This is a genomic window from Candidatus Coxiella mudrowiae, from assembly GCA_001077715.1.
GTDB classification, from domain to species: Bacteria; Pseudomonadota; Gammaproteobacteria; order Coxiellales; family Coxiellaceae; genus Coxiella; species Coxiella mudrowiae.
The window spans coordinates 937639-957187 of record CP011126.1 but is presented as its reverse complement, the minus strand read 5'-3'; the positions used below and the strand labels follow the sequence as shown (position 1 = coordinate 957187).

The following is a 19549-nucleotide window of genomic DNA, read 5'->3' as shown; positions in this document are numbered from 1 at the left end:
AGTGTAGTTTCTCAAGCAGAGAATCGTAATCGCTTTTTAAATTATATCAGTGGATCTTCTGAGCATCCCGGCGAATCTGATTTCGCAGAAACTTTTTCTTCTAGCCCTGGGGCACTCTACTCTGTACACGACAAAATAAAAAGCTAATTTTCATCCTTTAAGGGGAGTGTTAATACTACTTTAAGCTTCCTAGGGTACATTAAGAAGAGATTAAAAAAAAGGGGTGGGGAATTGAGGAATCTTATTAGCATAACCTTTTTATTACTGTTGAGCATTGCTAAGTGCAGTGTTATCGGGATGTCCCGCGTATTCTTACGTCGATTCTCACCGCTACAACGGAAGCCATTCAAGAAGTAGACGCAATTAATAGCGCTTTACATGGCATGGTTCTTAAAGGGATTGCCTTTTAACAACCCGATACAGACCAAACTACGAATCTTTGGCCTTTTTGATCGCCGATTTTCAATTAGACAGCAATAATACGCGTCCAGTGGTTTTTGAGTCACAAGCAAATTTTAAACCAAATGCTCTCCAATTCTGTTCCCTATATTTACTACTATGTATATGATATGAGCAAACTCAACAACGCTATATGTTTGCCGAATTTACGCTCTTGCCGATGCTCGAAAGTGGCTATGATCCCTTTTCTTATTTCAGCAGCGGGAGCTACAGGTTTATCGCAGATGATGCTGGGTACGGTGTCCAGTTTAGGGCTCGAGATCAAATTGGTGGTATGACGCCAGGCGAGACATTGTAGTAGCTACTCAGGGCTGCTTTAAATTATTTATCTCTATTTAAAGGGTACTTTCATGATTGGATGGTCACTATGGCGGTCTATGATGCAGGAGTTGGCGGAGTCCAAGCGGCTCAACAATACAACGCACGTACGGACTGTGGTACCAATTTCTGGGACTTACCACTCCCTAATGAGATTCGGGAATATGTACCAAAATTATTAGCTTTGGCGTTTATTATTAGAAATGTGGCCTAAATAGCATAAAGTTGCCCTTATATCCCTAACTTCCCTTATTTTTCTTCTTTTTAATATGAATTCTCAAATTGATTGCGGTGTAGCTACGCGGTTAGCTGGAGTTTCACCAAAGGTAATTCATTAATTAAAATCCCATGATGCTCCGTTGGGCCACAAACCTCGCCGGCGTTTATACCTTGTTAATTCCTTATGATAATGATAAACGAAATCTTTCCCGACCAAGGTCTGCTCGTCCCACTTTATTTACATCTTTAAATTTACATCAAACTTAAGTAGTAGTGCGTCTATTTCTAAAATAAATATTTCTGAACAATCACAAGGTGAAGGCAGTCTCAAAGAACTACAAGGAACTAATTAGACAGAATTTATAATAACTCCTAAATTCTTGGCTTTCTTTAGATTCCGTGATAAAGTGTAGATCGTTAAAATTTGAAAAGTGGAGAGATGACATTGGATTCAGATGCTACCAAGCGCAGTGTTGTTGCTGTAGCGGTTGCTTTAATTGTAGTAATTGCTGTTTATTTATCGGTCCCACCACTTAAGCTTGCTCCTCAAGGTATTTTTTTGCCAACCGTTCCGCTGGTCCCGCCTACTTCTCTAGACCAAGTAAATTTTTATAATCCCGTAATGGTCCCGTATGTATATAAACAGCTCGGTTATATGAATGTTGAATATTCTTCGAAAGAAGCTACCCCGGAAGGAGAGGCGCAAATTCAACAATATGTCAAACAAATGGCGGCACAAGGTGGGGCTAATGCAATTATCGTGACTCTGTTTGGTCATACTATCCCTGGGGCCGTAAAAAGGGGGGTATCTTCCTATATTTTCCGAGGCATTGCTATTTATTCTGTCCCTAACATTTAAGAGAACATAATTAAAATGGTTTTTGATTTTCTCAATATTTTATCGTTATTGGCTATTTTTACTGGGATAATTTGTTTAGTTGATATTATATGGCATCGCGTAAAAAAAATACCTATCGAGAAAAATGCTAAACATCCAATGATTATCGATTATGTACATTCTTTTTTCCCTATTTTATTAATTGTATTAATTATTCGCTCATTATTATTCCAACCTTACCGAGTTCCGACGGGATCTTTAGAGCCCACGATTATGCCGGGGGATTTAATTTTAGTTAATCAATATGATTATGGATTATATTTTCCTTTATGGAATAAAAAATTTGTTACTATCGGCGAGCCTAAGAGAGGACAAATTGCTTTACTCCGGTGGCCGGTTAATCCAGCTGTTACTTTTGTTAAACGTGTTATTGGACTTCCTGGCGATCATATTAGTTATCAAAACAAAGTTCTCTCTATTAACGGAAAAAAAATTTCTCAGAGATTTATCAAGGATACACTTGAAATTGGCGATGATGGTAAAACCTGGAAAGCTAAAGAATATGAAGAAAATCTAAATGGGATTAAGCATTTAATTCTCTGTCGCCTTGATCGCCCCGCTCAAAACTTTAAAGACCTTCTAGTACCTAAAGGTAAATATTTTGTAATGGGGGATAATCGAGATGACAGCGATGATAGCCGGTCGTGGGGATTTGTCTCAACCAATGCCTTTATTGGACGTGCTTTATTTGTGTGGATGAGTTGGGATTCTCACAACCACCGTGTCCGTTGGCACCGTATCGGTAATCGATTATAGAAATTTTTAAAGTCCCACCATTTTTTGAGAATTAATAGCTTTCTCAAACTCTTCGGCTGTCAAATATTTTAGTTTCAACGTGGCTTCTTTAATTGTGAAGCCCTCTTTATAAGCTTTCTTGACGATTTCAGATGCTTTATCGTAACCAATAATTTGATTTAAGGCAGTCACGAGCATTAGAGAATTTCTAAGATAAGCATCAATTTTTTCCTTGTGCGGTTTGATACCAATGGCGCAATGATCATTGAAAGAGCGGCAACTATCTGTCAATAAATAGATAGATTGAATTAAATTGTATGCCATTACTGGTTTGAAAACATTTAACTCAAAATTACCCTGAGATCCTGCAATCGTAATTGTTGTGTCGTTTCCCATTACCTGCACACATACCATTGTTAGAGCTTCAGATTGGGTTGGGTTTACTTTTCCTGGCATGATTGAGGAGCCTGGTTCATTTTCCGGAATAAAAATTTCTCCAATTCCACAACGAGGTCCCGAGGCTAACCACCTAATATCATTAGCAATTTTCATTAATGAGCAAGCAAGTGTTTTTAAAACCCCGCTCACCAACACAATTTCATCGTGTGCTGCTATTGCTCCAAATTTATTGGGAGCAGAGTAAAAAGACAATTTTGTCAATTTTGCAATATGTTCCGCTACTTTTTCAGCAAATTGGGGTGGCGCATTTAGCCCTGTACCAACGGCAGTTCCTCCTAATGCTAATCGATAAAGAACAGGTAAAACATTAGTAATTGCTTCTAAACTATGATCCAATTGCGCCACATAACCTGAAAATTCTTGGCCTAAAGTAAGAGGGACAGCGTCTTGTAAATGAGTTCGTCCTACTTTAATAATCTGAGCGAAAGCATTAGATTTTTTTTGCAAGGTATCGCGTAAGGTTTTTACAGAGGGTATAAGTTGATGAGCAATCATTTCAGAACAAGCAATATGCATGGCGGTTGGAAAGGTATCATTTGATGATTGGGATTTATTAACGTCATCATTGGGATGAATAGGATTTTTGCTTCCGAGTTTTCCACCTGCTAATTCAATAGCTCGGTTGCTAATAACCTCATTAATATTCATATTGGTTTGGGTGCCACTGCCGGTTTGCCATACTTTCAGTGGAAAATGGTCATTCAATTTACCTTCGATGACTTCGTCAGCCGCTTGAATAATATAAGTTAAAATTTCTGAAGAGAGTTTACCCAAGTCATTGTTAGTGAGAGCAGCCGCCTTTTTTAAAATTCCAAAGGCTCGGATAAGCTCAGGTGGCATAGTTTCGCGACCGATGGCGAAATTAATTAATGAACGCTGGGATTGTGCTCCATAATACTTATCAGCAGGAATTTCAATTTCCCCCATACTATCCTTTTCAATTCGTGTGACCATAATTACCTCGCTTTTTATAATGGTGCACAATGGTGCACCGGACAGGATTTGAATCTGTGACCTGTCCCTTAGGAGGGGACTGTGCTATCCAACTGTGCCACCCGGGGCTTATTAGGAAACTTTGGTGCATAATGATATCATAGGATTATTTTGACAGGGAGTATCTCAAAATGACAAAATGCAGGACCGCTTGGTCGGTGTTATTGTCGTTTCCATTTTAATCCTGATATTACTCTTAGTTTTAGTTTTTCATGCCCTGCGGACTTATTTTATTAAAAGAGCTACCGAGGAATATGTTTCTCCGCTTGTTACCGTCTCAACGACGAAAACAATCCGTGAAAATTGGCAGCCGTAATGTCGGTAGGTAGTTTAGCAGGAATAAACGGCGTCAATGTCAGCTCAGAAGTGAGCGGAACAATTATAGGAATTGATTTTGAATCCGGTAAATTAGTTAAAAGAGGGCAATCCTTAATTTAGCTCGATGATTCTACGGATATCCAAAATTTGAAAAACAACCAAGCACAACTTAACTTAAATCGAATTGTTTATGGGCAAAGAGCAGCTTTATTTAAGGTAGGTGCAATTTTGCAAAGCGATTATGATCAAGCATTGGTAAATTTACAGCGAGCCGAAGCTCAAGTTAATAATTCATTAGTTGCCATCAGTCAAAAAATGTTCACACTCCTTTTTCCAGAAAAATTGGCATTTGACAGGTTAATTTTGGCCAACTATGTTAATGCAGGAGAAACTCTAGTTAGCTTGCAATCATTGAATTCCTTATAGAGGTCTTCCAAGTGCAGATTTTTGGTGGTGAACCTTTTGCTATGCGAATTTAGTTAGATACGCAACGCATGGCTGCTCTTAATGTGACTCCTAAAGATGTAGTTTATGATTTTTTAGCTAACAATTTTCAATCAGCGGCGGAACAAAAAGTGATTTTATTACGCGCTCTACATTCAGGCGAAGACCGAGGTTTAAAACGTCCGATCGTTTGAGAACTTAGTAATCAAAAAAGAAAAAAATACTCTAATTCGAATACGTGACATCGGGAATGTTGATTTAGGAGCACAAAGTTATGATTCCTCAGTTTTAATGAATGGCAAAACGGCAGCGTTTATTTCTATCAATACCACATTTACGGCAAATCCATTAAATGTAATTTCTAATGTTAAAAAAATATTACCCGACCTTGCAAAAAAAATTATCCGTTTTCTTTACATTCCATGGTAGTTTACGACGCTACTCAATACATTAGAGCTTCAATTTTTAAAGTTTTAAAAACTATTCTAGAAGCTACAATTATTGTAATTGTTGTTATTTTTATTTTTCTAGGTTCTATCCGGCCCATGACCATTCCCTGTAGTCACTATTCCACTTTCTTTAATCGATATTTGTTTTTTCGTGTGGTTCTTAGATTATTCAATTAATTAATTTATTGACATTATTAGCGATGGTGTTAGTGATTGGCTTAGTTGTTGATGATAAAATTATTGTGGTTGAAAATATGTTTCGACATGTTGAAGAAAGGATGGATAGTTTCCATGCAGCTATTAAAGAGCCCGAGAAATTGATTTATCTATCATTTCTATGATGTTAACACTGGCAACAGTTTATGCCTCGATTGAATTTATGACAGGGTTAACGGGAGCTCTTTTTACTGAATTCACATTTACTTTAACAGGATATGTGATTGTATCCGGAATTATTGCACTAACCTTATCACCCACCAATGACGTGTTCTCGATTATTAATTCCAAATAGTGAAAAGCAACGTTATGTTCAGTGGGTTGATCGGACATTCGATCGGATGAAGAAATTTTATTCTCAGTGACTAGCAGCTGTTTTGGATCATTGCCCATTAATTATTGTTTTAGCTATTGGGGTTTTAGCCAGTTGTTTTCTTTTTTATATTAATACCACTTCAGACTTCAGAACTAGTCCCTGAAGAAGATCAAGGAGTTTTATTTATTCAAGCCCACAAGGCCCAATACTCTAATATCGATTATATTGAGACTTATTCGGATGAATACGCCAAATATTTTAAACAACTTTCTTTACTTGAGAATTATTTCGTGATTAACGGGCTTTAGAACTATAAATACAGTATTAGCTGGAATGATTATGAAGCCATGGGACGAATGAGAACAAACTCAGAAAGAAGCACAACAGTTTTTGCAACCCGCGCTCAATAATTTGGCCGGATTGCAAACATCCGTTTTTCCGTTAGCGTCTTTCCCTAGCGGTGGGATGGGCCTGCCGGTACAGTTTATTGTTACGTCTATTTCGTCCTTTAAAGATATTTACTTGGCGGCAATGAAAATTGTGGATGCTGCTCAAAAATGGTGGAATTCGCTAATAAGCTGCAAGAGAAAGAAGGATTGTTTATTCGAGAAACCATTGAAAAGGCGGCTGCTATCCGATTGCGTCCAATCTTCATGACAATAGCAGACATGGTTCTGGGGAGTGGTTCCTCTTTTGATTGCTACAGGTTCTGGTGCTGTAAGCCGGTTTAATATTGTACTAGTAATCGCCACCGGTATGTTGTTGGTACAATGTTTACTTTATTAATTGTACCGACTATGTGTACACCCTCACCATCATTGCTAAAAAAACATCAGCTATTGCGCAAAGCCGATACCATCGAATAATCATTGAGCTTATGAAAATTTATTCGCTCCTGAACTTATCACAGTCATACGAATGATAAGCTCGCAATAATTTAGCTTTTTCAGTAGTAGGACGCCAATCGCGAATGAGAGGGATAAACCCTCACTAATTGATTTTCAATGACTTGGCAATGAGCGGATTGTAGATTTCGGGTGGGAGGGTGACTGTATTCCGCACATCCCGACAGGGCAGCAAAGAAGCAACTAACCATAAGGATTTTATCCATTTCTTTTCCCCTTTCATTCGCAATTACAATAATAGTATAGATGAGTTATTATCTAACTCGCGAAAAGTCAATCAAAAGGGGAGGTAGTGGTTAAACCCTATCGAAAAAAAGATCCATACTATAGGCGGGAAGCGTCTTTATATAAGCATCCCGTTTCCAGCAGAGAACTTATTATCCAATATTTGAAAGAAATCAATCGCCCGGTTAGTTTCAAACATTTACTAACAGCTTTTGAGTTGAAAAAATCAGGAGAAAAAGAGGGATTACATCGACGCTTAGTGGCAATGACTCGGGATGGCCAGCTTATCAGAAATCGATGTGGTAGTTATGCTTTAGTTCAAGAAATGGAATTAATTCGAGGGCGTGTTCAAGCTCATCGAGATGGTTTTGGATTTTTAATTCCCGACAATGGCTCAGGAGATATTTTTTTGCCAGCCAGAGAAATCCGTATAGTATTTACGGATGATGTGGTTTTAGTTCGCCTTACCAATCGAGGGGAGCGAAGACGTGAGGGGGCCATTGTTGAGGTATTGGAGCGAAATACTCACCAAGTTGTAGGACGCTATTTTGAAGAAGGTGGTATTGCTTTTGTTGATCCGGATAATAAGCTAATCACTCAGGACATTTTAATTCCTTTCGGACAGCAGGGCAAAGCTCAACCTGGCCAATTCGTCGTTGCTGAAATAACAGCACAACCGAGAAAACGACGACAAGCATTAGGACGAATAATAGAAATTCTTGGTGATCACCTAACTCCAGGCATGGAGGTAGAACTTGCTATTCGTGCCTATGAACTTCCTTATCAATGGTCTTCGGAAGTACTCCGAGAAGCAAAACAGTTATCTGTTGAGGTATTGGAGCACGATAAAGCAGGACGAAATGATTTACGCCATCTGGCATTAGTAACTATCGACGGGGAAGACGCTAAGGATTTTGATGACGCCGTTTATTGTGAACGGACAAAAAACGAGTTCGTGCTTTATGTAGCTATTGCTGATGTTTCACATTACGTAAAATTAGGCAGTGCCTTAGATCAAGAAGCCGAAGCACGTGGTAATTCGGTATATTTTCCGGAAAAAGTTATACCCATGTTGCCGGAAGCTCTGTCAAATAATCTTTGTTCGCTTCACCCCCACCAAGATCGATTAGCCGTCGTTTGCGAAATGTATATTTCCTCGGAAGGGAAAATAAAAACCTATAAATTTTATCGGGCAGTTATTCATTCCCACGCTCGATTAACTTACAACCAAGTGGCAGCAATATTGCGAGGTGAAAAAACTAAAAATTCAGAAATGATACCCCACATTAAAAATTTATATAGGTTGTATCAAAAATTATTAAAACAACGGGTAAAACGGGGGAGCATTGAATTCAATACGACTGAGACTCGAATTGAATTTGATCAGAGAGGTAAAATTAAACGGATCGTTCCAATGGTTCGTAATGAAGCGCATCGGATTATTGAAGAGTGCATGTTAATTGCCAATGTGTCGGCTTCGCATTTCTTGCAAGAAGGAAATATCCCCACCTTATATCGAGTTCATGAAGGACCAGATGAACAAAAATTGCACGATCTTAAGCAATTTCTTAGGGCATTTGGACTTCGATTAACGGGAGGTGATAAGCCAACCTCTATGGATTATGCAAAATTATTACTTCGAATTGAAAAACGTCCTGATGCGCATTTGCTACAAACCGTTATGTTACGCTCCTTGCGCCAAGCCATTTACACTCCCGAGAACGTAGGTCATTTCGGTTTATCCTATGAAGGGTACTGTCATTTTACTTCTCCCATTCGACGTTATCCTGACTTAATTGTTCACCGGGGAGTTTGCCACCGGTTGCAAAAAAGATCAGTGAAGAAGTTCCCTTACGATGAACTAAAGTTGATAGTTTTGGGTGAACATTGCTCCATGTCAGAACGGCGAGCGGATCGAGCCACCCGAGATGCGATAGATCGGCTGAAATGTGAGTATATGCTGAATAAAGTGGGGCAAGTGTTTGATGGCCGCATTGTGGATGTTACTGGATTCGGTGTATTTGTGGAGTTAGACAAAATCTATGTTGAAGGTTTAGTTCATATAACGGCGTTGGAGAATGATTACTATCATCATGACCCCATCCATCATCTCTTGCGAGGAAAGCGTAGCGGCCGAACTTACCGTCTGGGTGACCCGCTTCGGGTCATTGTAGTTCGTGTAGACCTGGATGAGCGCAAAATCGACTTTGTGGTTGAAGAGGAAAATTAGTTATAGAATAGGCATTACCTTACTGGGGTATAAATGGTCGCACTCTATCAGAATCACCAAATCCGTGAACTAGAGCAATTGGCAGCCGAATCTGGTATCGATGCCTACGAGCTCATGGTTCGTGCCGGGGAAGCTGCTTTTAAAAGCCTGATCAAGCATTGGCCTACCCTTAAAGAAATTACAGTTTGTTGCGGAAAGGGAAACAATGGTGGCGACGGATTGGTTATCGCCCGTTTGGCGCATCAGCAAGGTTTTAAGGTTACGGTTTATTCTCTAGCCCAACCTACTGACTATCGCGGTCCTGCTGCTCAAGCAGCCCAGGCTTGTGAAAAACAAGGCATTTCGATTCAACCTTTTCCTTCCCCACTTTGTTTCGAAGGGGGGGTGATCATAGATGCCCTTTTAGGAAGTGGTCTAAAAGGAGAAATTCAGTCACCCTACACTGAAATTATAACAGCGATTAATGAAGCCGAAGAACCTGTGCTAGCAGTTGATGTCCCCTCGGGTGTTAACGCCGATACGGGAGAAGTACAGGCAACGGCTGTAAAAGCCGATTTAACCATTAACTTTATAGGATTGAAACAAGGATTATATACCGTTCGAGCACCAGCTTATTGTGGTAAACTCGTATTAGCCTCATTGGGTCTTTCTAATTCTTTATTCACACAGGTAAAAACCCATACCCAATTATTGGATTGGTCCTACGTACAATCTTTGCTCCCTCTCCAACGCGAACGTGATGCTCATAAAGGTAATTATGGCCATGTATTAGTAATTGGCGGTGATTATGGAATGGGGGGAGCAGTCCGTATGGCGGCTGAAGCTGCTGCTCGGGTAGGAGCCGGATTAGTGACTGTTGCGACTCGTCCTGAGCATGTACCGATTGTAAGTGGATCGCGACCCGAATTAATGTGTTATCAAGTAGCTGAGGCGGATGACTTAGAGAGCCTCCTTGAATCAGCTACTGTGGTAGTAATTGGGCCGGGATTAGGAAAATCAGACTGGGCAAAAGCTTTATTAAACAAAGTATTACTTACGAGAACTCCCAAGGTGCTTGATGCTGATAGCTTGAATTTATTGGCAGAAAGCCCTATTTACCGAGAAGATTGGATATTAACTCCTCATCCCGGTGAGGCTTCGCGATTATTGAATGTCTCTTGTCACGAAATTCAAAGCAATCGATTCAAGGCGATTCGACAACTGGCCCAGCGTTACCGGGGCGTAGTAGTTTTAAAAGGAGCCGGCACTTTAATTAAAGGAAGAGAAGAGGAGATCTCTGTTTGTTCTGCAGGAAATCCTGGCATGGCTACCGGTGGTATGGGAGATATTTTGAGTGGCGTCATCGGGGGCTTGTTGGCTCAACGATTAAGCTTCATGATGGCTGCTCAGGCGGGAGTCTTTATTCACTCGCTGGCGGCAGATCGTGCTGCCAAGGAAGGTGGGGAGCGAGGATTATTGGCTACGGATTTGTTCCCTCATTTGCGTACTTTAGTGAATTCCTAGCGGAAGTAAATACTTTTGATTATTTCTTTTACTCCTAAAATTATTTCGAGTGAGAAAGCCATGCTTTTACTGGGTGAAGAAATAGCAAATTATTACCCAAAAGGGGCTGTTATTTATTTATCAGGAGAGTTGGGTGCTGGGAAAACAACTTTAGTGCGCGGATTTTTACGGGGACTCGGGTATAAAGGCTTCGTTAAAAGCCCTAGCTATTCTTTAGTAGAAATTTATAGATTATCGACCTTAGAGGTCGTCCACGTAGATTTGTATCGGCTGGAGGAACCTGAAGACTATTTGAATTTAGGTTTAAGTGATTATTTAAAAAATAATCCTATTCTATTGATAGAATGGCCTGAAAAATCTGGAAAATTTCTTCCTTCTCCTACCTTATGGATTAAAATTGATATTCAAGGTAAAAAGCGCATTGTCAAATTTAGTGTTTGATTCTTTATCTTAAATTAGAGGAGAGGCTATTATTAGAGGAGAGGCTATTAGCTTATATGTATGGTTTTCACTCTGAAAAGACCCCTTGCCAACTACGCATAAGCATTGTTAAGGTAGCTTATGCGAAAATATTGGCTATTTTTAATTGTTTTGCTTATACCTTTAAGTGGGGTTGCTAAAAACAATGAAATCATAGCCTTACATATTTATTCTCAAGAACTAGGTTGTCGTTTAATATTTCGAATTAGCCCAATGCTTTATTATCACTATTTTCAATTATCTCATCCTGACCGCCTAGTTTTTGATTTTCCAAATGTTCATGCGGTTAAGCTTTTTGATCAATCTTCATTAAAAGATACACCTATTAAAAGAATTCGCGATGCAGTCCGTAAAAAAAATGAGTTGCGGATTGTTTTCGATTTAAAACGTTCTGTAAAAATAAAAACGTTTGTGTTGAAACCTGAATATCTTGGAAAAGATCCTCAGTGGATAATTGATTTTAATTTTTCTGTTAAGGCGGTTTCTTCTTTCAAAAATGCACACTCCCCTCAAAAGACAGCCCCTTCGCCGATCCAATTTTCCTCATTGCCTAATCGATCACGCGACGTAATTGTGGTAATTGATCCAGGGCATGGAGGACGTGATCCAGGTGGAATAGGCTTGGGAGGTGCTCATGAAAAAGATATTGTATTAAAAATTTCAAGGTATTTACAGCAAGATATTAACCGGCAGCTAGGATTTAAAGCTTATTTAACCCGGAAAGGGGATTATTATTTGACGCTTCGCCAACGATTAGGTATCGCTCGACAATATCGAGCCGATATGTTTATTGCTATCCATGCCGATGCTTATAAAAATTCTGATGCTCATGGGGCAACTGTGTTTGCGTTATCTCAACGGGGAGCAACTAGTGAAGCTGCGCGGTGGTTAGCTAAGTATGAAAATGAATCAGAATTGATGGGCGGGGTAGATCTCAGCGATAAAAATAATTTGCTCAAATCCGTTTTAATCAATTTGTCTCAGACGGCTACGATTCATGCTAGCTTGCTTATTGGACAGGAGATTATTTATGCTTTATACCAAGTAGGGGGGTGGGGGTTGCACCATGGTCATGTGGAACAAGCCGCTTTCGTCGTATTGAAATCTCCAGACATTCCTTCACTTTTAGTGGAAACGGGTTTTATTTCTAATTTTCATGAAGAGCACAAACTTTTAAACCCAGTTTATCAGCAGCGTATTGCCTCTGCTTTAATGCAAGGAATTCGGACCTATTTCGTCCATAGCCCGCCACGAGGAACTTGGCTTGCAGAATGGCAAATTCAATCAACGGGTTCAGCAAGAGCGCTACAGGTTTTTGCAAGGAGACCCGTTTGACTAAATATTGCTGAGCGTTTTTAATGTAAGTTTAGCCGCTTTAAAGCGAATCAATCATCTTTATTCTACTCAAATCCGAATAGGTCAGATTTTGTTAATTCCTAAAATCAAATAACAAAAAAAATAGGTGAATCTGGATTTTAAAATTCTAAAACTTATTCGCAAATTTAGCTTGGTAATCACGTTGGACCAGGAGAATGTTTTTTTCCATTATCTGGAGTTAAAAACTAGAAAAATGGTATCACTAGTGAGCAAGGAATTTCATGGAATAATTCAATGCTCAGGATTCCTAGGTATATCTCTAATAAATTAGGGCCGCTCTTTTTTGATTTGGCAGAGGTAAGTCAGGATATTTTTTTAGGTTCGTTCTTTTGATTTTTATACTTACCTGTATGTGAACCCTATCTTTGAACATATTTTTGGAAAAAGCTGTCAAGCTCTTTATCTTTATCAAAATCCCAGTTAATGGATTAATGTATTGTGTATATTAGGAGTGGCAAAAGATATCAGCGGAGAAAAATTACGGCTGCGTGAATTGAATAAAGAATTACGTGAGACAAAACAGCTGGCAGAACAGGCTAATCAAAGTAAATCTGATTTTTTAGCCATGATGAGTCATGAATTGCGAATATGGAGGGCTTAATATGATCGCTTAAGCAGGTCAAAATTTATTAGCGTTACTTAACGATGTGCTGGATTTTGCAAAATTGGAAGTAGGTAGATTATCTTTATGAGTTATCTTTATGAATTGATAAATGGAGATCAAAGAGGATTTAGCTAGTCATACTTATAGAAAAGGGCTATAATAGAAATTTAATTCCATAAAATAAAATATTTCCAGTAAAATTGATGGAGATAAAAAACGAATCAAACAAATTTTAATAAATTTATTATCTAATGCCATAAAATTTACATAAAGTTATATGTGCAATTAACCGTAGGTTATCTCTGTAGAAGCGCTTGGAAAATAACGGTATGTTTTACAGTGGAAGATACAGAAATAGGCATTGAAAAATCTAATCTTTTTTCCATTTTTAATCGCTTCCAACAAGTAAATTCGGTATATCAAGGAACTTGTTGAGAAAATAGGGGGTATACTATTAACGTAAGTAATGAAATGAAATGTAGATGGGTTCCAAGTTCATGTGCATTATTCCCTTCCATTTACAAAAAAGAAACTGAGGTAATTACTCAAAAAACTTCATATTTGCTAGATAAAAAAGCCGTTAATAATTTTGTATATCATAAACCAGATCATAATTTTAAAATGAATGTTATCGTCGTCGAAGACAATTTAATTAATCAAAAAAATCTAAAATTATGTTGGAGAGGAGATTGGTTGGCCAGACATGGATGGATTCGAAGCCGTTCAGTGTATTCGTCGGGAAGAGGCTCCAAGGAAACATGTTCCCATTGTGGCAATGACCGCTCATGTTTTTTGTTCATGATCGCAAGCGGTGCTTCGATGTCGGAATGGACGATGTAATGGCAAAACCTATCATGCAGGATGATTTTCATCAAGGTTCTCAGACGATGAGCTGCGTAAGTGAAGTTAGCTGTCATAATAGCAATTCCTTCTAGCAGATTTTCCAAAAATCCGTTAGGCTCTTCTCCCAAGTAGCACATTAAATTAATCTAGCTATGCGCATTCATCGACTAAGTGATCAAACCGCCAATCAAATTTCTGCCGGAGAAGTGATTGAACGGCCTGCTTCTGTGGTTAAAGAGTTGATTGAAAACAGTATTGATGCTGAGGCAACCCGGATTCGAATTGATATTCTCCAAGGTGGCCTAAAACAAATTCGCGTCCAGGATAATGGTAGGGGAATTCATTATAAAGATTTACCCTTAGCCCTTGAGCGGTACACGACAAGTAAAATTAAAAATGTCGAAGATTTGGAGCGCGTGATTACTTTAGGCTTCCGAGGTGAGGCATTAGCTAGTATTACAGCTGTAGCTCGATTGCAATTGACCTCAAGGCAATGTGAAGCAAATTTTGCCTATTTTATTAGTAACTTAGAGGAAAATCTTACTTCACCCATGCCCGCGGCCCACCCACAAGGGACCACAGTGGAAATTCAAGATCTTTTCTATAACATACCGGCACGACGGAAATTTTTGCGAACGCCCACCACCGAATTTCAGCATATCGAACGGGTAATAGACCGGATTGCCCTTTGTCATTTTTCGATCGGATTTACTCTTCATCATAATGGAAAAGAAATAATGAATTTTCGAGCAGCCCTTACAACTTCCGATCGAATGAGTCGCATCAAAAGTATTCTCGGTGATGCATTTCTACAATCCGCTCTTTCCATCGAATTTATTCAGTCAGGACTATCCTTGCGAGGATATATTGCTGAACCTCACTATACGCGGAGCCAACCGGATCTCCAATTCATTTACATCGATGGCCGTTTTGTTCGAGATAAATTAATTGCTCACGCGGTTCGTCAAGCTTATCACGACGTTTTATTTCATGGGCGACACCCTGCTTATATCCTTTATCTTACAGTGGATCCTTCCTTAGTGGATGTGAATGTTCACCCCACGAAGCAAGAAGTTCGATTTCGAGACCGGCACTGGGTACGAGATTTTATTATTCATGCGGTATCCGAAGCATTAGTTCAAATAAGACCCGGACTTTCTGAGACTAGCATTCAATCTCCTGTTAAAAAAGTAAATATTCAGAATAATCTACAAATAGCTCATGTACCACATTTACCCCTTTCACTTAAAGAAGACATCATTTTGTATAAAAAAAAGAAAATAACACCTAATCGTGAATTAGTAGAACCCCCTTTCGACTATCCTTTAGGTCATGCGTTAGCACAATTACATGAAATTTATATTCTCGCTCAAAATAAAAAGGGATTAGTCATCGTAGACATGCACGCGGCGCATGAACGCATCTTGTATGAAAAAATGAAACGGGAAAAAGAAAAGGGGGAAATAGTAACTCAATCATTGGTTGTTCCTCTACATGTTACTTTGAACCCTCAAGAAATAGCGATATATCAAGCCAATCAGTATTTATTTTTAGAACTTGAGTTTGAAATTGGATTATTAGATTCCGATAAAATTATCGTGCGTCGTCATCCTTCTTTAATCAAAGCAGCTGATATTGAAAAATTAATTCGCGATGTACTTGCGGACCTTATTGTTCATGAGGCTACTTTACGCATGGAAGAAAAAATTAACGCCACACTGGCCTCGTTAGCTTGTCATGCAGCAATCCACGCCCCTTATCGTTTAACTCTAGAAAAAATGGAAGCTTTATTGCGTGATATGGAAAAAACTATGCATGGTGGGTTATGTAATCATGGTCGGCCTACTTGGAAGCAATTTGAGATTAAAGAATTAGATAGATTATTTTTACGCGGACAATAAGATGGAAAAGCACGTTGTTTGTTTAATGGGTCCCACAGCTAGCGGTAAAACTCAACTCGCCATTACCTTAACACAACTTTTACCCTTTGAAATTATCAGTGTGGATTCAGCGATGGCGTATCGTGGTCTTGATATTGGTACCGCAAAACCGACTCTTCAGGAATTAAAAAGCACGCCTCATCATTTGATTGATATTTGTGAGCCCGAAGTCCCGTATTCTGCTGGTCAATTTTATAAAGATGCCTTAAAAGAAATCGAACTTATTCATGCAAAAAATCGAATCCCTTTGTTAGTGGGGGGGGCAATGTTGTATTTTCACGCATTAGAACATGGCTTTTCCGATTTGCCCATCGCCCAACCCATGATTAGAAAAAAAATTAAGAAAGAAGCAGAAGAGAAAGGTTGGCTAGCTTTGTATGAGAAGTTAAAAAAAATCGATCCAAAATCTGCCCTGCAAATTAATCAGAATGATGCTCAGCGTATTCAACGAGCGTTAGAGGTGTATGAAACAACAGGACAACCTTTATCGAATTATCAAAACTTAAAACGATTAGGGGCTTTGCCTTACCAGTTTATCAACATCATTGTAAGCCCCACCAATCGGGAAGATTTACACCAACGCATTGAAAAACGTTTTGATCAAATGTTGCAGGAAGACTTTTTAGAAGAAGTTAAGCAATTGTATCAACGAAATTTAAATCCTACCTTGCCCGCGCTTCGCACTGTAGGTTATCGCCAAGCCTGGCAGTATTTGGAAGGTGACTCTGATTATGAAACCATGCGGTACAAGGCGATTGTTGCTACGCGTCAGTTAGCTAAACGACAGTTAACTTGGCTTCGACAGTGGCCTTATGCAAAATGGTTTGATAGCAATAGGGAAAATTTGATCGAAGGCATTGTAGATTATTTGAAAGATACCGGTTTATAACAAAATTTGAGGTTAAGCAGTATAATCGCTTTGCCAGCATTAGGTGCTAAAGCGTTTGTAGTGCAAAATTTATTAGCTAGTATGACAAGTCAGTTATTGCTTGCCGATAACGATAAAGATCAGCATGCCGATAGCACTAATCAGCAAACTAACCAAGATAACAATAATGGTAATGCTGATCAAAGTAGTGATCAATCCGATAATGGTGATGTTGATAACGACTAGTCCCGTTATAGAAGTCAATAAACATTTGTAGATTGAATACCCCGCACCTTCGCGGCGTATTTTAGTTTTTAATGATACATGTAATTGTTCATATACCTACTTAAACGTTAATCCTTTTCGAGGGTGACCAAAAAACAAAAAAATATCAATTACCTACTGCCTTAAAAGGAGTGGTAGGAACTTAAGGATAGCCAGAAAACTCCAAGGGGGCATATTATTCGGGCTAAGATTGGTTCGGGATATCCGGCGAGTACTCTGTTTTTATGGAACGTCGCCCTACAGTAGGGATTATACTCTGGCACTCAAATTGCCTTATCCTGAGTACGATTGGATTCTGACCCGGATCCTTATGGTTGCCGGGCCTGGAAGTGGGCAAGAATCGGTTAGGAGACCGGGGAGGATAATACCATGAGGCGCTTCATATACATTCATAGCTCTCCTGATGAGATTCTCATAGGCAAACCGGGGGTCGCTGGGCTGCATTCGAATGATAATCACGATATTATAGAATTGTTCATAGAATTGTTCGAGGCTCTTTTTCCAGAGGATGGGGTATACCTAGCAAAAAAATAGGTGAAAGAATGACGAGCAAGGGAAATCGTGCGCGTGTTTGGTTTGGTGAAAGTTCTGAAGTAGATCAGGAGATTAGCCAGCGGTTCTCCGCCGATCTTACACAGGCTATCAAGGGTCAATACGTGGAATAGGAAAAGATACCTCCTGGCTAATTGGCCTTAGTTATTGTTTTGGATTAATTTTCACGACATATATACCGAGATTCCCCTAAAGCATTCGCTCAGGATGATTATACCTTGGTTGGGCATATGCGTTAATGGTATCGAACACCAAGAAGACTATAAACTGAGTCTCATTGAGTGAGTATTTTATTATTTTATTATCTTCCGTTATTACATTGCGGAAAATTTACATTACCAGGAGATTTTCGTGCGCGGATACCAAATGTTATACGAATTGGCACTACCAGAAACCCCAATCATTTACGAAAGCTTTTTTAAATTCGCCAACCATCATTACAATATCATTCGTCGTTTTGGGAGATTTCCTCAAGATAGCACTGTTTTGGAACCAGATTCTATCCCTGAAGAAATTCAATATTTAAATGAGATGAAAGGATCTTGAGGTTACGATGGAAGAAAAACAACGAATTTATAAAGTTATCTTTAGTCAAGACGAAAAAGTTTACGAAATTTACGCTAGATATATTTCTGAAGAAAGCTTAATGGGCTTTATTGAAATGGAGGAGTTGGTTTTTAATGATAATTCCTCAGTGGTTGTTGATCCCTCAGAGGAAAAGCTAAAAACCGAATTTCAAGGAGTAAAACGAACTTATATACCCATGCACATGATCTTGCGAATTGACGAAATGGAAAAACAAGGCTCTGCTAAGATTAAAAGTCCCGCAATGAAGGGGAATGTACATAATTTCCCCGGTGCTTTTAATAAGCCAGCGAAAGATAAGGAATAAACGATTTGGCATTTGCCATTGTTGATCTTGAAAATTATAGAGCTTTCTGCGGAGGAGCATGAATTACTCGAACATCCTGCTATCGCTGGAGTGATTTTATTTTCCTGTAATTATGAGGACCCTAGCCGACTCCGTTCTCTCACTTCTAAAATTAAAAAAACAAATGCTTCATTGTTTATTACCGTGGACCAAGAAGGCGGGCGTGTTCAACGCTTTCGTGAAGGTTTTACAGATTTGCCGAATATGCGCCATTTCGGCCAAATCTACAGTAGTGATCCTGAGCAAGCAAAAACAGCGCTACAAAGACAATTAACCATTACTTAATACTATTAAAGAATTAAAAGATGCAGGAATTGGGGTTAATCTGATCCCTGTTTTAGATGTGGATCAGAAGAAAGGAGAAGTGATTGCCGAGTGAAGCTTCAGTCTCCTGATCCTGCCGTAGTAACGGCATTAGCCAGCAGCGTCATTATTTGAGACGCTTCACAGCAATGAGATGCCAGCTAATACATTTCCCCAGTCACGGCGGGGTGGGTAGCGAGCGACTCTCACCATTGCCTACCCATTTTCCCGTGATTGTGAAATGGTATGGAAAATGGTATGGAAAGTAGATATACATCCTTTTTCGAGGCTCAGCTACCAATTAGATGCGATTATGCCAGCATATGTTGTTGTATCATGCTTTTGATATGATAAACCCGAAGGGTTTCACCCATACTGGCTTTGAACCGTCTTGCGTGAACAGTTTAAATTTACCAGAATTATTATCAGCGATGATCTCACTATGGAAGGGGCTGCTATTATGGGTGGGTATTCCGACCGAGCCGGTGAAGCACTAGAGGCAGGATGCGATTTAATAACCATTTGTAATAACCACTCAGGGGATTATCGCGATTTTAGACAACTTTTCCAATTACCGGAACTAGGAATTGGAGCAACGCTTACGCGTATTTAAGTCAAAATTAAACATCTAAACCCAATTTTCTTCCTTTACGCCTCACCTTCTTCTCCTCCCACATTC

At 39.2% G+C, this 19549-nt stretch carries 26 protein-coding genes and 1 pseudogene; 24 read left to right on the top strand and 3 right to left on the bottom strand.

Annotated features, from left to right (window positions below; translation table 11 throughout):
- Positions 1 to 817: 817 nt before the first annotated feature.
- The 3 genes from CleRt_RS10085 (at position 818) to lepB (ending at position 2650) form a co-directional block, all read left to right on the top strand.
- Positions 818 to 991 carry a hypothetical protein gene (locus CleRt_RS10085; protein ID WP_157870841.1) on the top strand — a complete coding sequence of 58 codons (174 nt, stop codon included), beginning with the start codon at positions 818 to 820 and terminating at the stop codon, positions 989 to 991.
- Between the two features lie 444 nt (positions 992 to 1435).
- The gene (locus CleRt_RS04595) at positions 1436 to 1855 is read left to right on the top strand and encodes a hypothetical protein (protein WP_048875261.1); all 420 of its coding nucleotides are present in this window, start codon (positions 1436 to 1438) and stop codon (positions 1853 to 1855) included.
- A gap of 15 nt (positions 1856 to 1870) precedes the next feature.
- On the top strand, positions 1871 to 2650 hold the full coding sequence (gene lepB, locus CleRt_RS04590; protein WP_048875260.1) for a signal peptidase I: 780 nt from the start codon (positions 1871 to 1873) through the stop codon (positions 2648 to 2650).
- A 6-nt stretch (positions 2651 to 2656) separates the two neighbouring features.
- Here the strand turns inward: lepB and fumC are convergent, their stop codons facing one another.
- Positions 2657 to 4042 carry a class II fumarate hydratase gene (gene fumC, locus CleRt_RS04585; RefSeq protein WP_048875259.1) on the bottom strand — a complete coding sequence of 462 codons (1386 nt, stop codon included), beginning with the start codon at positions 4040 to 4042 and terminating at the stop codon, positions 2657 to 2659.
- A gap of 354 nt (positions 4043 to 4396) precedes the next feature.
- On the opposite strand from fumC, the gene CleRt_RS11880 reads away from it, so the two are divergent.
- The 8 genes and pseudogenes from CleRt_RS11880 to CleRt_RS14510 form a co-directional block, all read left to right on the top strand.
- Positions 4397 to 4519: an HlyD family secretion protein gene (locus CleRt_RS11880; protein ID WP_235378846.1), complete on the top strand. Its 123-nt coding sequence runs from the start codon at positions 4397 to 4399 to the stop codon at positions 4517 to 4519.
- A gap of 27 nt (positions 4520 to 4546) precedes the next feature.
- On the top strand, positions 4547 to 4825 hold the full coding sequence (locus CleRt_RS08365; RefSeq protein ID WP_053097887.1) for an HlyD family secretion protein: 279 nt from the start codon (positions 4547 to 4549) through the stop codon (positions 4823 to 4825).
- A gap of 68 nt (positions 4826 to 4893) precedes the next feature.
- Positions 4894 to 5037 (top strand): hypothetical protein, encoded by a 144-nt coding sequence (locus tag CleRt_RS11875; RefSeq protein ID WP_235378844.1) that lies wholly within the window; start codon positions 4894 to 4896, stop codon positions 5035 to 5037.
- Between the two features lie 10 nt (positions 5038 to 5047).
- Positions 5048 to 5272 (top strand): efflux RND transporter permease subunit, encoded by a 225-nt coding sequence (locus tag CleRt_RS11870; RefSeq protein ID WP_306686834.1) that lies wholly within the window; start codon positions 5048 to 5050, stop codon positions 5270 to 5272.
- The gene (locus CleRt_RS13295; RefSeq protein WP_442778086.1) at positions 5266 to 5469 is read left to right on the top strand and encodes an efflux RND transporter permease subunit; all 204 of its coding nucleotides are present in this window, start codon (positions 5266 to 5268) and stop codon (positions 5467 to 5469) included. The genes CleRt_RS11870 and CleRt_RS13295 overlap by 7 nt, the downstream gene beginning before the upstream one ends.
- 23 nt (positions 5470 to 5492) lie before the next feature.
- Positions 5493 to 5633: an efflux RND transporter permease subunit gene (locus CleRt_RS13290; protein WP_306686829.1), complete on the top strand. Its 141-nt coding sequence runs from the start codon at positions 5493 to 5495 to the stop codon at positions 5631 to 5633.
- Positions 5630 to 5803 (top strand): hypothetical protein, encoded by a 174-nt coding sequence (locus CleRt_RS13285; protein WP_306686595.1) that lies wholly within the window; start codon positions 5630 to 5632, stop codon positions 5801 to 5803. Before CleRt_RS13290 ends, CleRt_RS13285 begins: the two co-directional genes overlap by 4 nt.
- Positions 5804 to 6381: 578 nt before the next feature.
- Positions 6382 to 6690, top strand: a pseudogene (locus CleRt_RS14510) (efflux RND transporter permease subunit); the annotation flags it as partial.
- Between the two features lie 80 nt (positions 6691 to 6770).
- On the opposite strand, the gene CleRt_RS09090 reads toward CleRt_RS14510, so the two are convergent.
- Positions 6771 to 6935, bottom strand: coding sequence for a hypothetical protein (locus CleRt_RS09090; RefSeq protein ID WP_235378843.1), 165 nt, complete (start codon positions 6933 to 6935; stop codon positions 6771 to 6773).
- 86 nt (positions 6936 to 7021) lie between these two features.
- Here CleRt_RS09090 and rnr point away from each other — a divergent pair, with 86 nt between their 5' ends.
- The 5 genes from rnr (at position 7022) to CleRt_RS10070 (ending at position 13145) form a co-directional block, all read left to right on the top strand.
- A complete protein-coding gene (gene rnr, locus CleRt_RS04565) occupies positions 7022 to 9184 on the top strand; it encodes a ribonuclease R (RefSeq protein ID WP_048875257.1) in 2163 nt (720 codons plus the stop codon).
- A gap of 33 nt (positions 9185 to 9217) precedes the next feature.
- Entirely contained in the window at positions 9218 to 10687 is a 1470-nt protein-coding gene (locus CleRt_RS04560; protein WP_048875256.1) for an NAD(P)H-hydrate dehydratase, read from the top strand.
- A 15-nt stretch (positions 10688 to 10702) separates the two neighbouring features.
- Positions 10703 to 11128: a tRNA (adenosine(37)-N6)-threonylcarbamoyltransferase complex ATPase subunit type 1 TsaE gene (gene tsaE / locus CleRt_RS04555; RefSeq protein WP_235378842.1), complete on the top strand. Its 426-nt coding sequence runs from the start codon at positions 10703 to 10705 to the stop codon at positions 11126 to 11128.
- A gap of 120 nt (positions 11129 to 11248) precedes the next feature.
- Positions 11249 to 12502, top strand: coding sequence for an N-acetylmuramoyl-L-alanine amidase (locus CleRt_RS04550; RefSeq protein WP_082160430.1), 1254 nt, complete (start codon positions 11249 to 11251; stop codon positions 12500 to 12502).
- A 478-nt stretch (positions 12503 to 12980) separates the two neighbouring features.
- The gene (locus tag CleRt_RS10070; RefSeq protein ID WP_157870840.1) at positions 12981 to 13145 is read left to right on the top strand and encodes a hypothetical protein; all 165 of its coding nucleotides are present in this window, start codon (positions 12981 to 12983) and stop codon (positions 13143 to 13145) included.
- A 659-nt stretch (positions 13146 to 13804) separates the two neighbouring features.
- Here CleRt_RS10070 and CleRt_RS04545 read toward each other — a convergent pair.
- The gene (locus tag CleRt_RS04545; protein WP_048875255.1) at positions 13805 to 14128 is read right to left on the bottom strand and encodes a hypothetical protein; all 324 of its coding nucleotides are present in this window, start codon (positions 14126 to 14128) and stop codon (positions 13805 to 13807) included.
- 15 nt (positions 14129 to 14143) lie between these two features.
- On the opposite strand from CleRt_RS04545, the gene mutL reads away from it, so the two are divergent.
- From mutL to CleRt_RS11860, 8 genes are all read left to right on the top strand, one after another.
- A complete protein-coding gene (gene mutL, locus CleRt_RS04540) occupies positions 14144 to 15892 on the top strand; it encodes a DNA mismatch repair endonuclease MutL (protein ID WP_048875254.1) in 1749 nt (582 codons plus the stop codon).
- Positions 15893 to 15917: 25 nt separating this feature from the next.
- The gene (miaA, locus tag CleRt_RS04535) at positions 15918 to 16820 is read left to right on the top strand and encodes a tRNA (adenosine(37)-N6)-dimethylallyltransferase MiaA (RefSeq protein WP_306686828.1); all 903 of its coding nucleotides are present in this window, start codon (positions 15918 to 15920) and stop codon (positions 16818 to 16820) included.
- Between the two features lie 30 nt (positions 16821 to 16850).
- Positions 16851 to 17045, top strand: coding sequence for a hypothetical protein (locus CleRt_RS04530; RefSeq protein WP_157870839.1), 195 nt, complete (start codon positions 16851 to 16853; stop codon positions 17043 to 17045).
- A gap of 581 nt (positions 17046 to 17626) precedes the next feature.
- A complete protein-coding gene (locus CleRt_RS13275; RefSeq protein WP_306686593.1) occupies positions 17627 to 17749 on the top strand; it encodes a hypothetical protein in 123 nt (40 codons plus the stop codon).
- A gap of 238 nt (positions 17750 to 17987) precedes the next feature.
- Entirely contained in the window at positions 17988 to 18182 is a 195-nt protein-coding gene (locus CleRt_RS13270; RefSeq protein ID WP_306686592.1) for a DUF924 family protein, read from the top strand.
- Between the two features lie 7 nt (positions 18183 to 18189).
- A complete protein-coding gene (locus CleRt_RS04515) occupies positions 18190 to 18528 on the top strand; it encodes a DUF1820 family protein (protein WP_048875251.1) in 339 nt (112 codons plus the stop codon).
- Between the two features lie 12 nt (positions 18529 to 18540).
- Complete coding sequence (locus CleRt_RS11865) at positions 18541 to 18852, top strand: glycoside hydrolase family 3 N-terminal domain-containing protein (protein WP_235378840.1); 312 nt, start codon at positions 18541 to 18543, stop codon at positions 18850 to 18852.
- A 409-nt stretch (positions 18853 to 19261) separates the two neighbouring features.
- Entirely contained in the window at positions 19262 to 19483 is a 222-nt protein-coding gene (locus tag CleRt_RS11860) for a glycoside hydrolase family 3 N-terminal domain-containing protein (RefSeq protein ID WP_235378839.1), read from the top strand.
- The last annotated feature ends 66 nt before the right edge of the window (positions 19484 to 19549 follow it).

Excerpts from the sequence above, each read along its gene's own strand:
- CleRt_RS10085 (WP_157870841.1), top strand. The coding sequence starts at position 818 with ATGGTCACTATGGCGGTCTATGATGCAGGAGTTGGCGGAGTCCAAGCG.
- CleRt_RS04595 (WP_048875261.1), top strand. The coding sequence starts at position 1,436 with ATGACATTGGATTCAGATGCTACCAAGCGCAGTGTTGTTGCTGTAGCG.
- lepB (WP_048875260.1), top strand. The coding sequence starts at position 1,871 with ATGGTTTTTGATTTTCTCAATATTTTATCGTTATTGGCTATTTTTACT.
- fumC (WP_048875259.1), bottom strand. The coding sequence starts at position 4,042 with ATGGTCACACGAATTGAAAAGGATAGTATGGGGGAAATTGAAATTCCT.
- CleRt_RS11880 (WP_235378846.1), top strand. The coding sequence starts at position 4,397 with ATGTCGGTAGGTAGTTTAGCAGGAATAAACGGCGTCAATGTCAGCTCA.
- CleRt_RS11875 (WP_235378844.1), top strand. The coding sequence starts at position 4,894 with ATGGCTGCTCTTAATGTGACTCCTAAAGATGTAGTTTATGATTTTTTA.
- CleRt_RS13295 (WP_442778086.1), top strand. The coding sequence starts at position 5,266 with ATGGTAGTTTACGACGCTACTCAATACATTAGAGCTTCAATTTTTAAA.
- CleRt_RS13290 (WP_306686829.1), top strand. The coding sequence starts at position 5,493 with ATGGTGTTAGTGATTGGCTTAGTTGTTGATGATAAAATTATTGTGGTT.
- CleRt_RS13285 (WP_306686595.1), top strand. The coding sequence starts at position 5,630 with ATGATGTTAACACTGGCAACAGTTTATGCCTCGATTGAATTTATGACA.
- CleRt_RS09090 (WP_235378843.1), bottom strand. The coding sequence starts at position 6,935 with ATGGATAAAATCCTTATGGTTAGTTGCTTCTTTGCTGCCCTGTCGGGA.
- CleRt_RS04560 (WP_048875256.1), top strand. The coding sequence starts at position 9,218 with ATGGTCGCACTCTATCAGAATCACCAAATCCGTGAACTAGAGCAATTG.
- CleRt_RS04550 (WP_082160430.1), top strand. The coding sequence starts at position 11,249 with ATGCGAAAATATTGGCTATTTTTAATTGTTTTGCTTATACCTTTAAGT.
- CleRt_RS04545 (WP_048875255.1), bottom strand. The coding sequence starts at position 14,128 with ATGTGCTACTTGGGAGAAGAGCCTAACGGATTTTTGGAAAATCTGCTA.
- mutL (WP_048875254.1), top strand. The coding sequence starts at position 14,144 with ATGCGCATTCATCGACTAAGTGATCAAACCGCCAATCAAATTTCTGCC.
- miaA (WP_306686828.1), top strand. The coding sequence starts at position 15,918 with ATGGGTCCCACAGCTAGCGGTAAAACTCAACTCGCCATTACCTTAACA.
- CleRt_RS13275 (WP_306686593.1), top strand. The coding sequence starts at position 17,627 with ATGACGAGCAAGGGAAATCGTGCGCGTGTTTGGTTTGGTGAAAGTTCT.
- CleRt_RS04515 (WP_048875251.1), top strand. The coding sequence starts at position 18,190 with ATGGAAGAAAAACAACGAATTTATAAAGTTATCTTTAGTCAAGACGAA.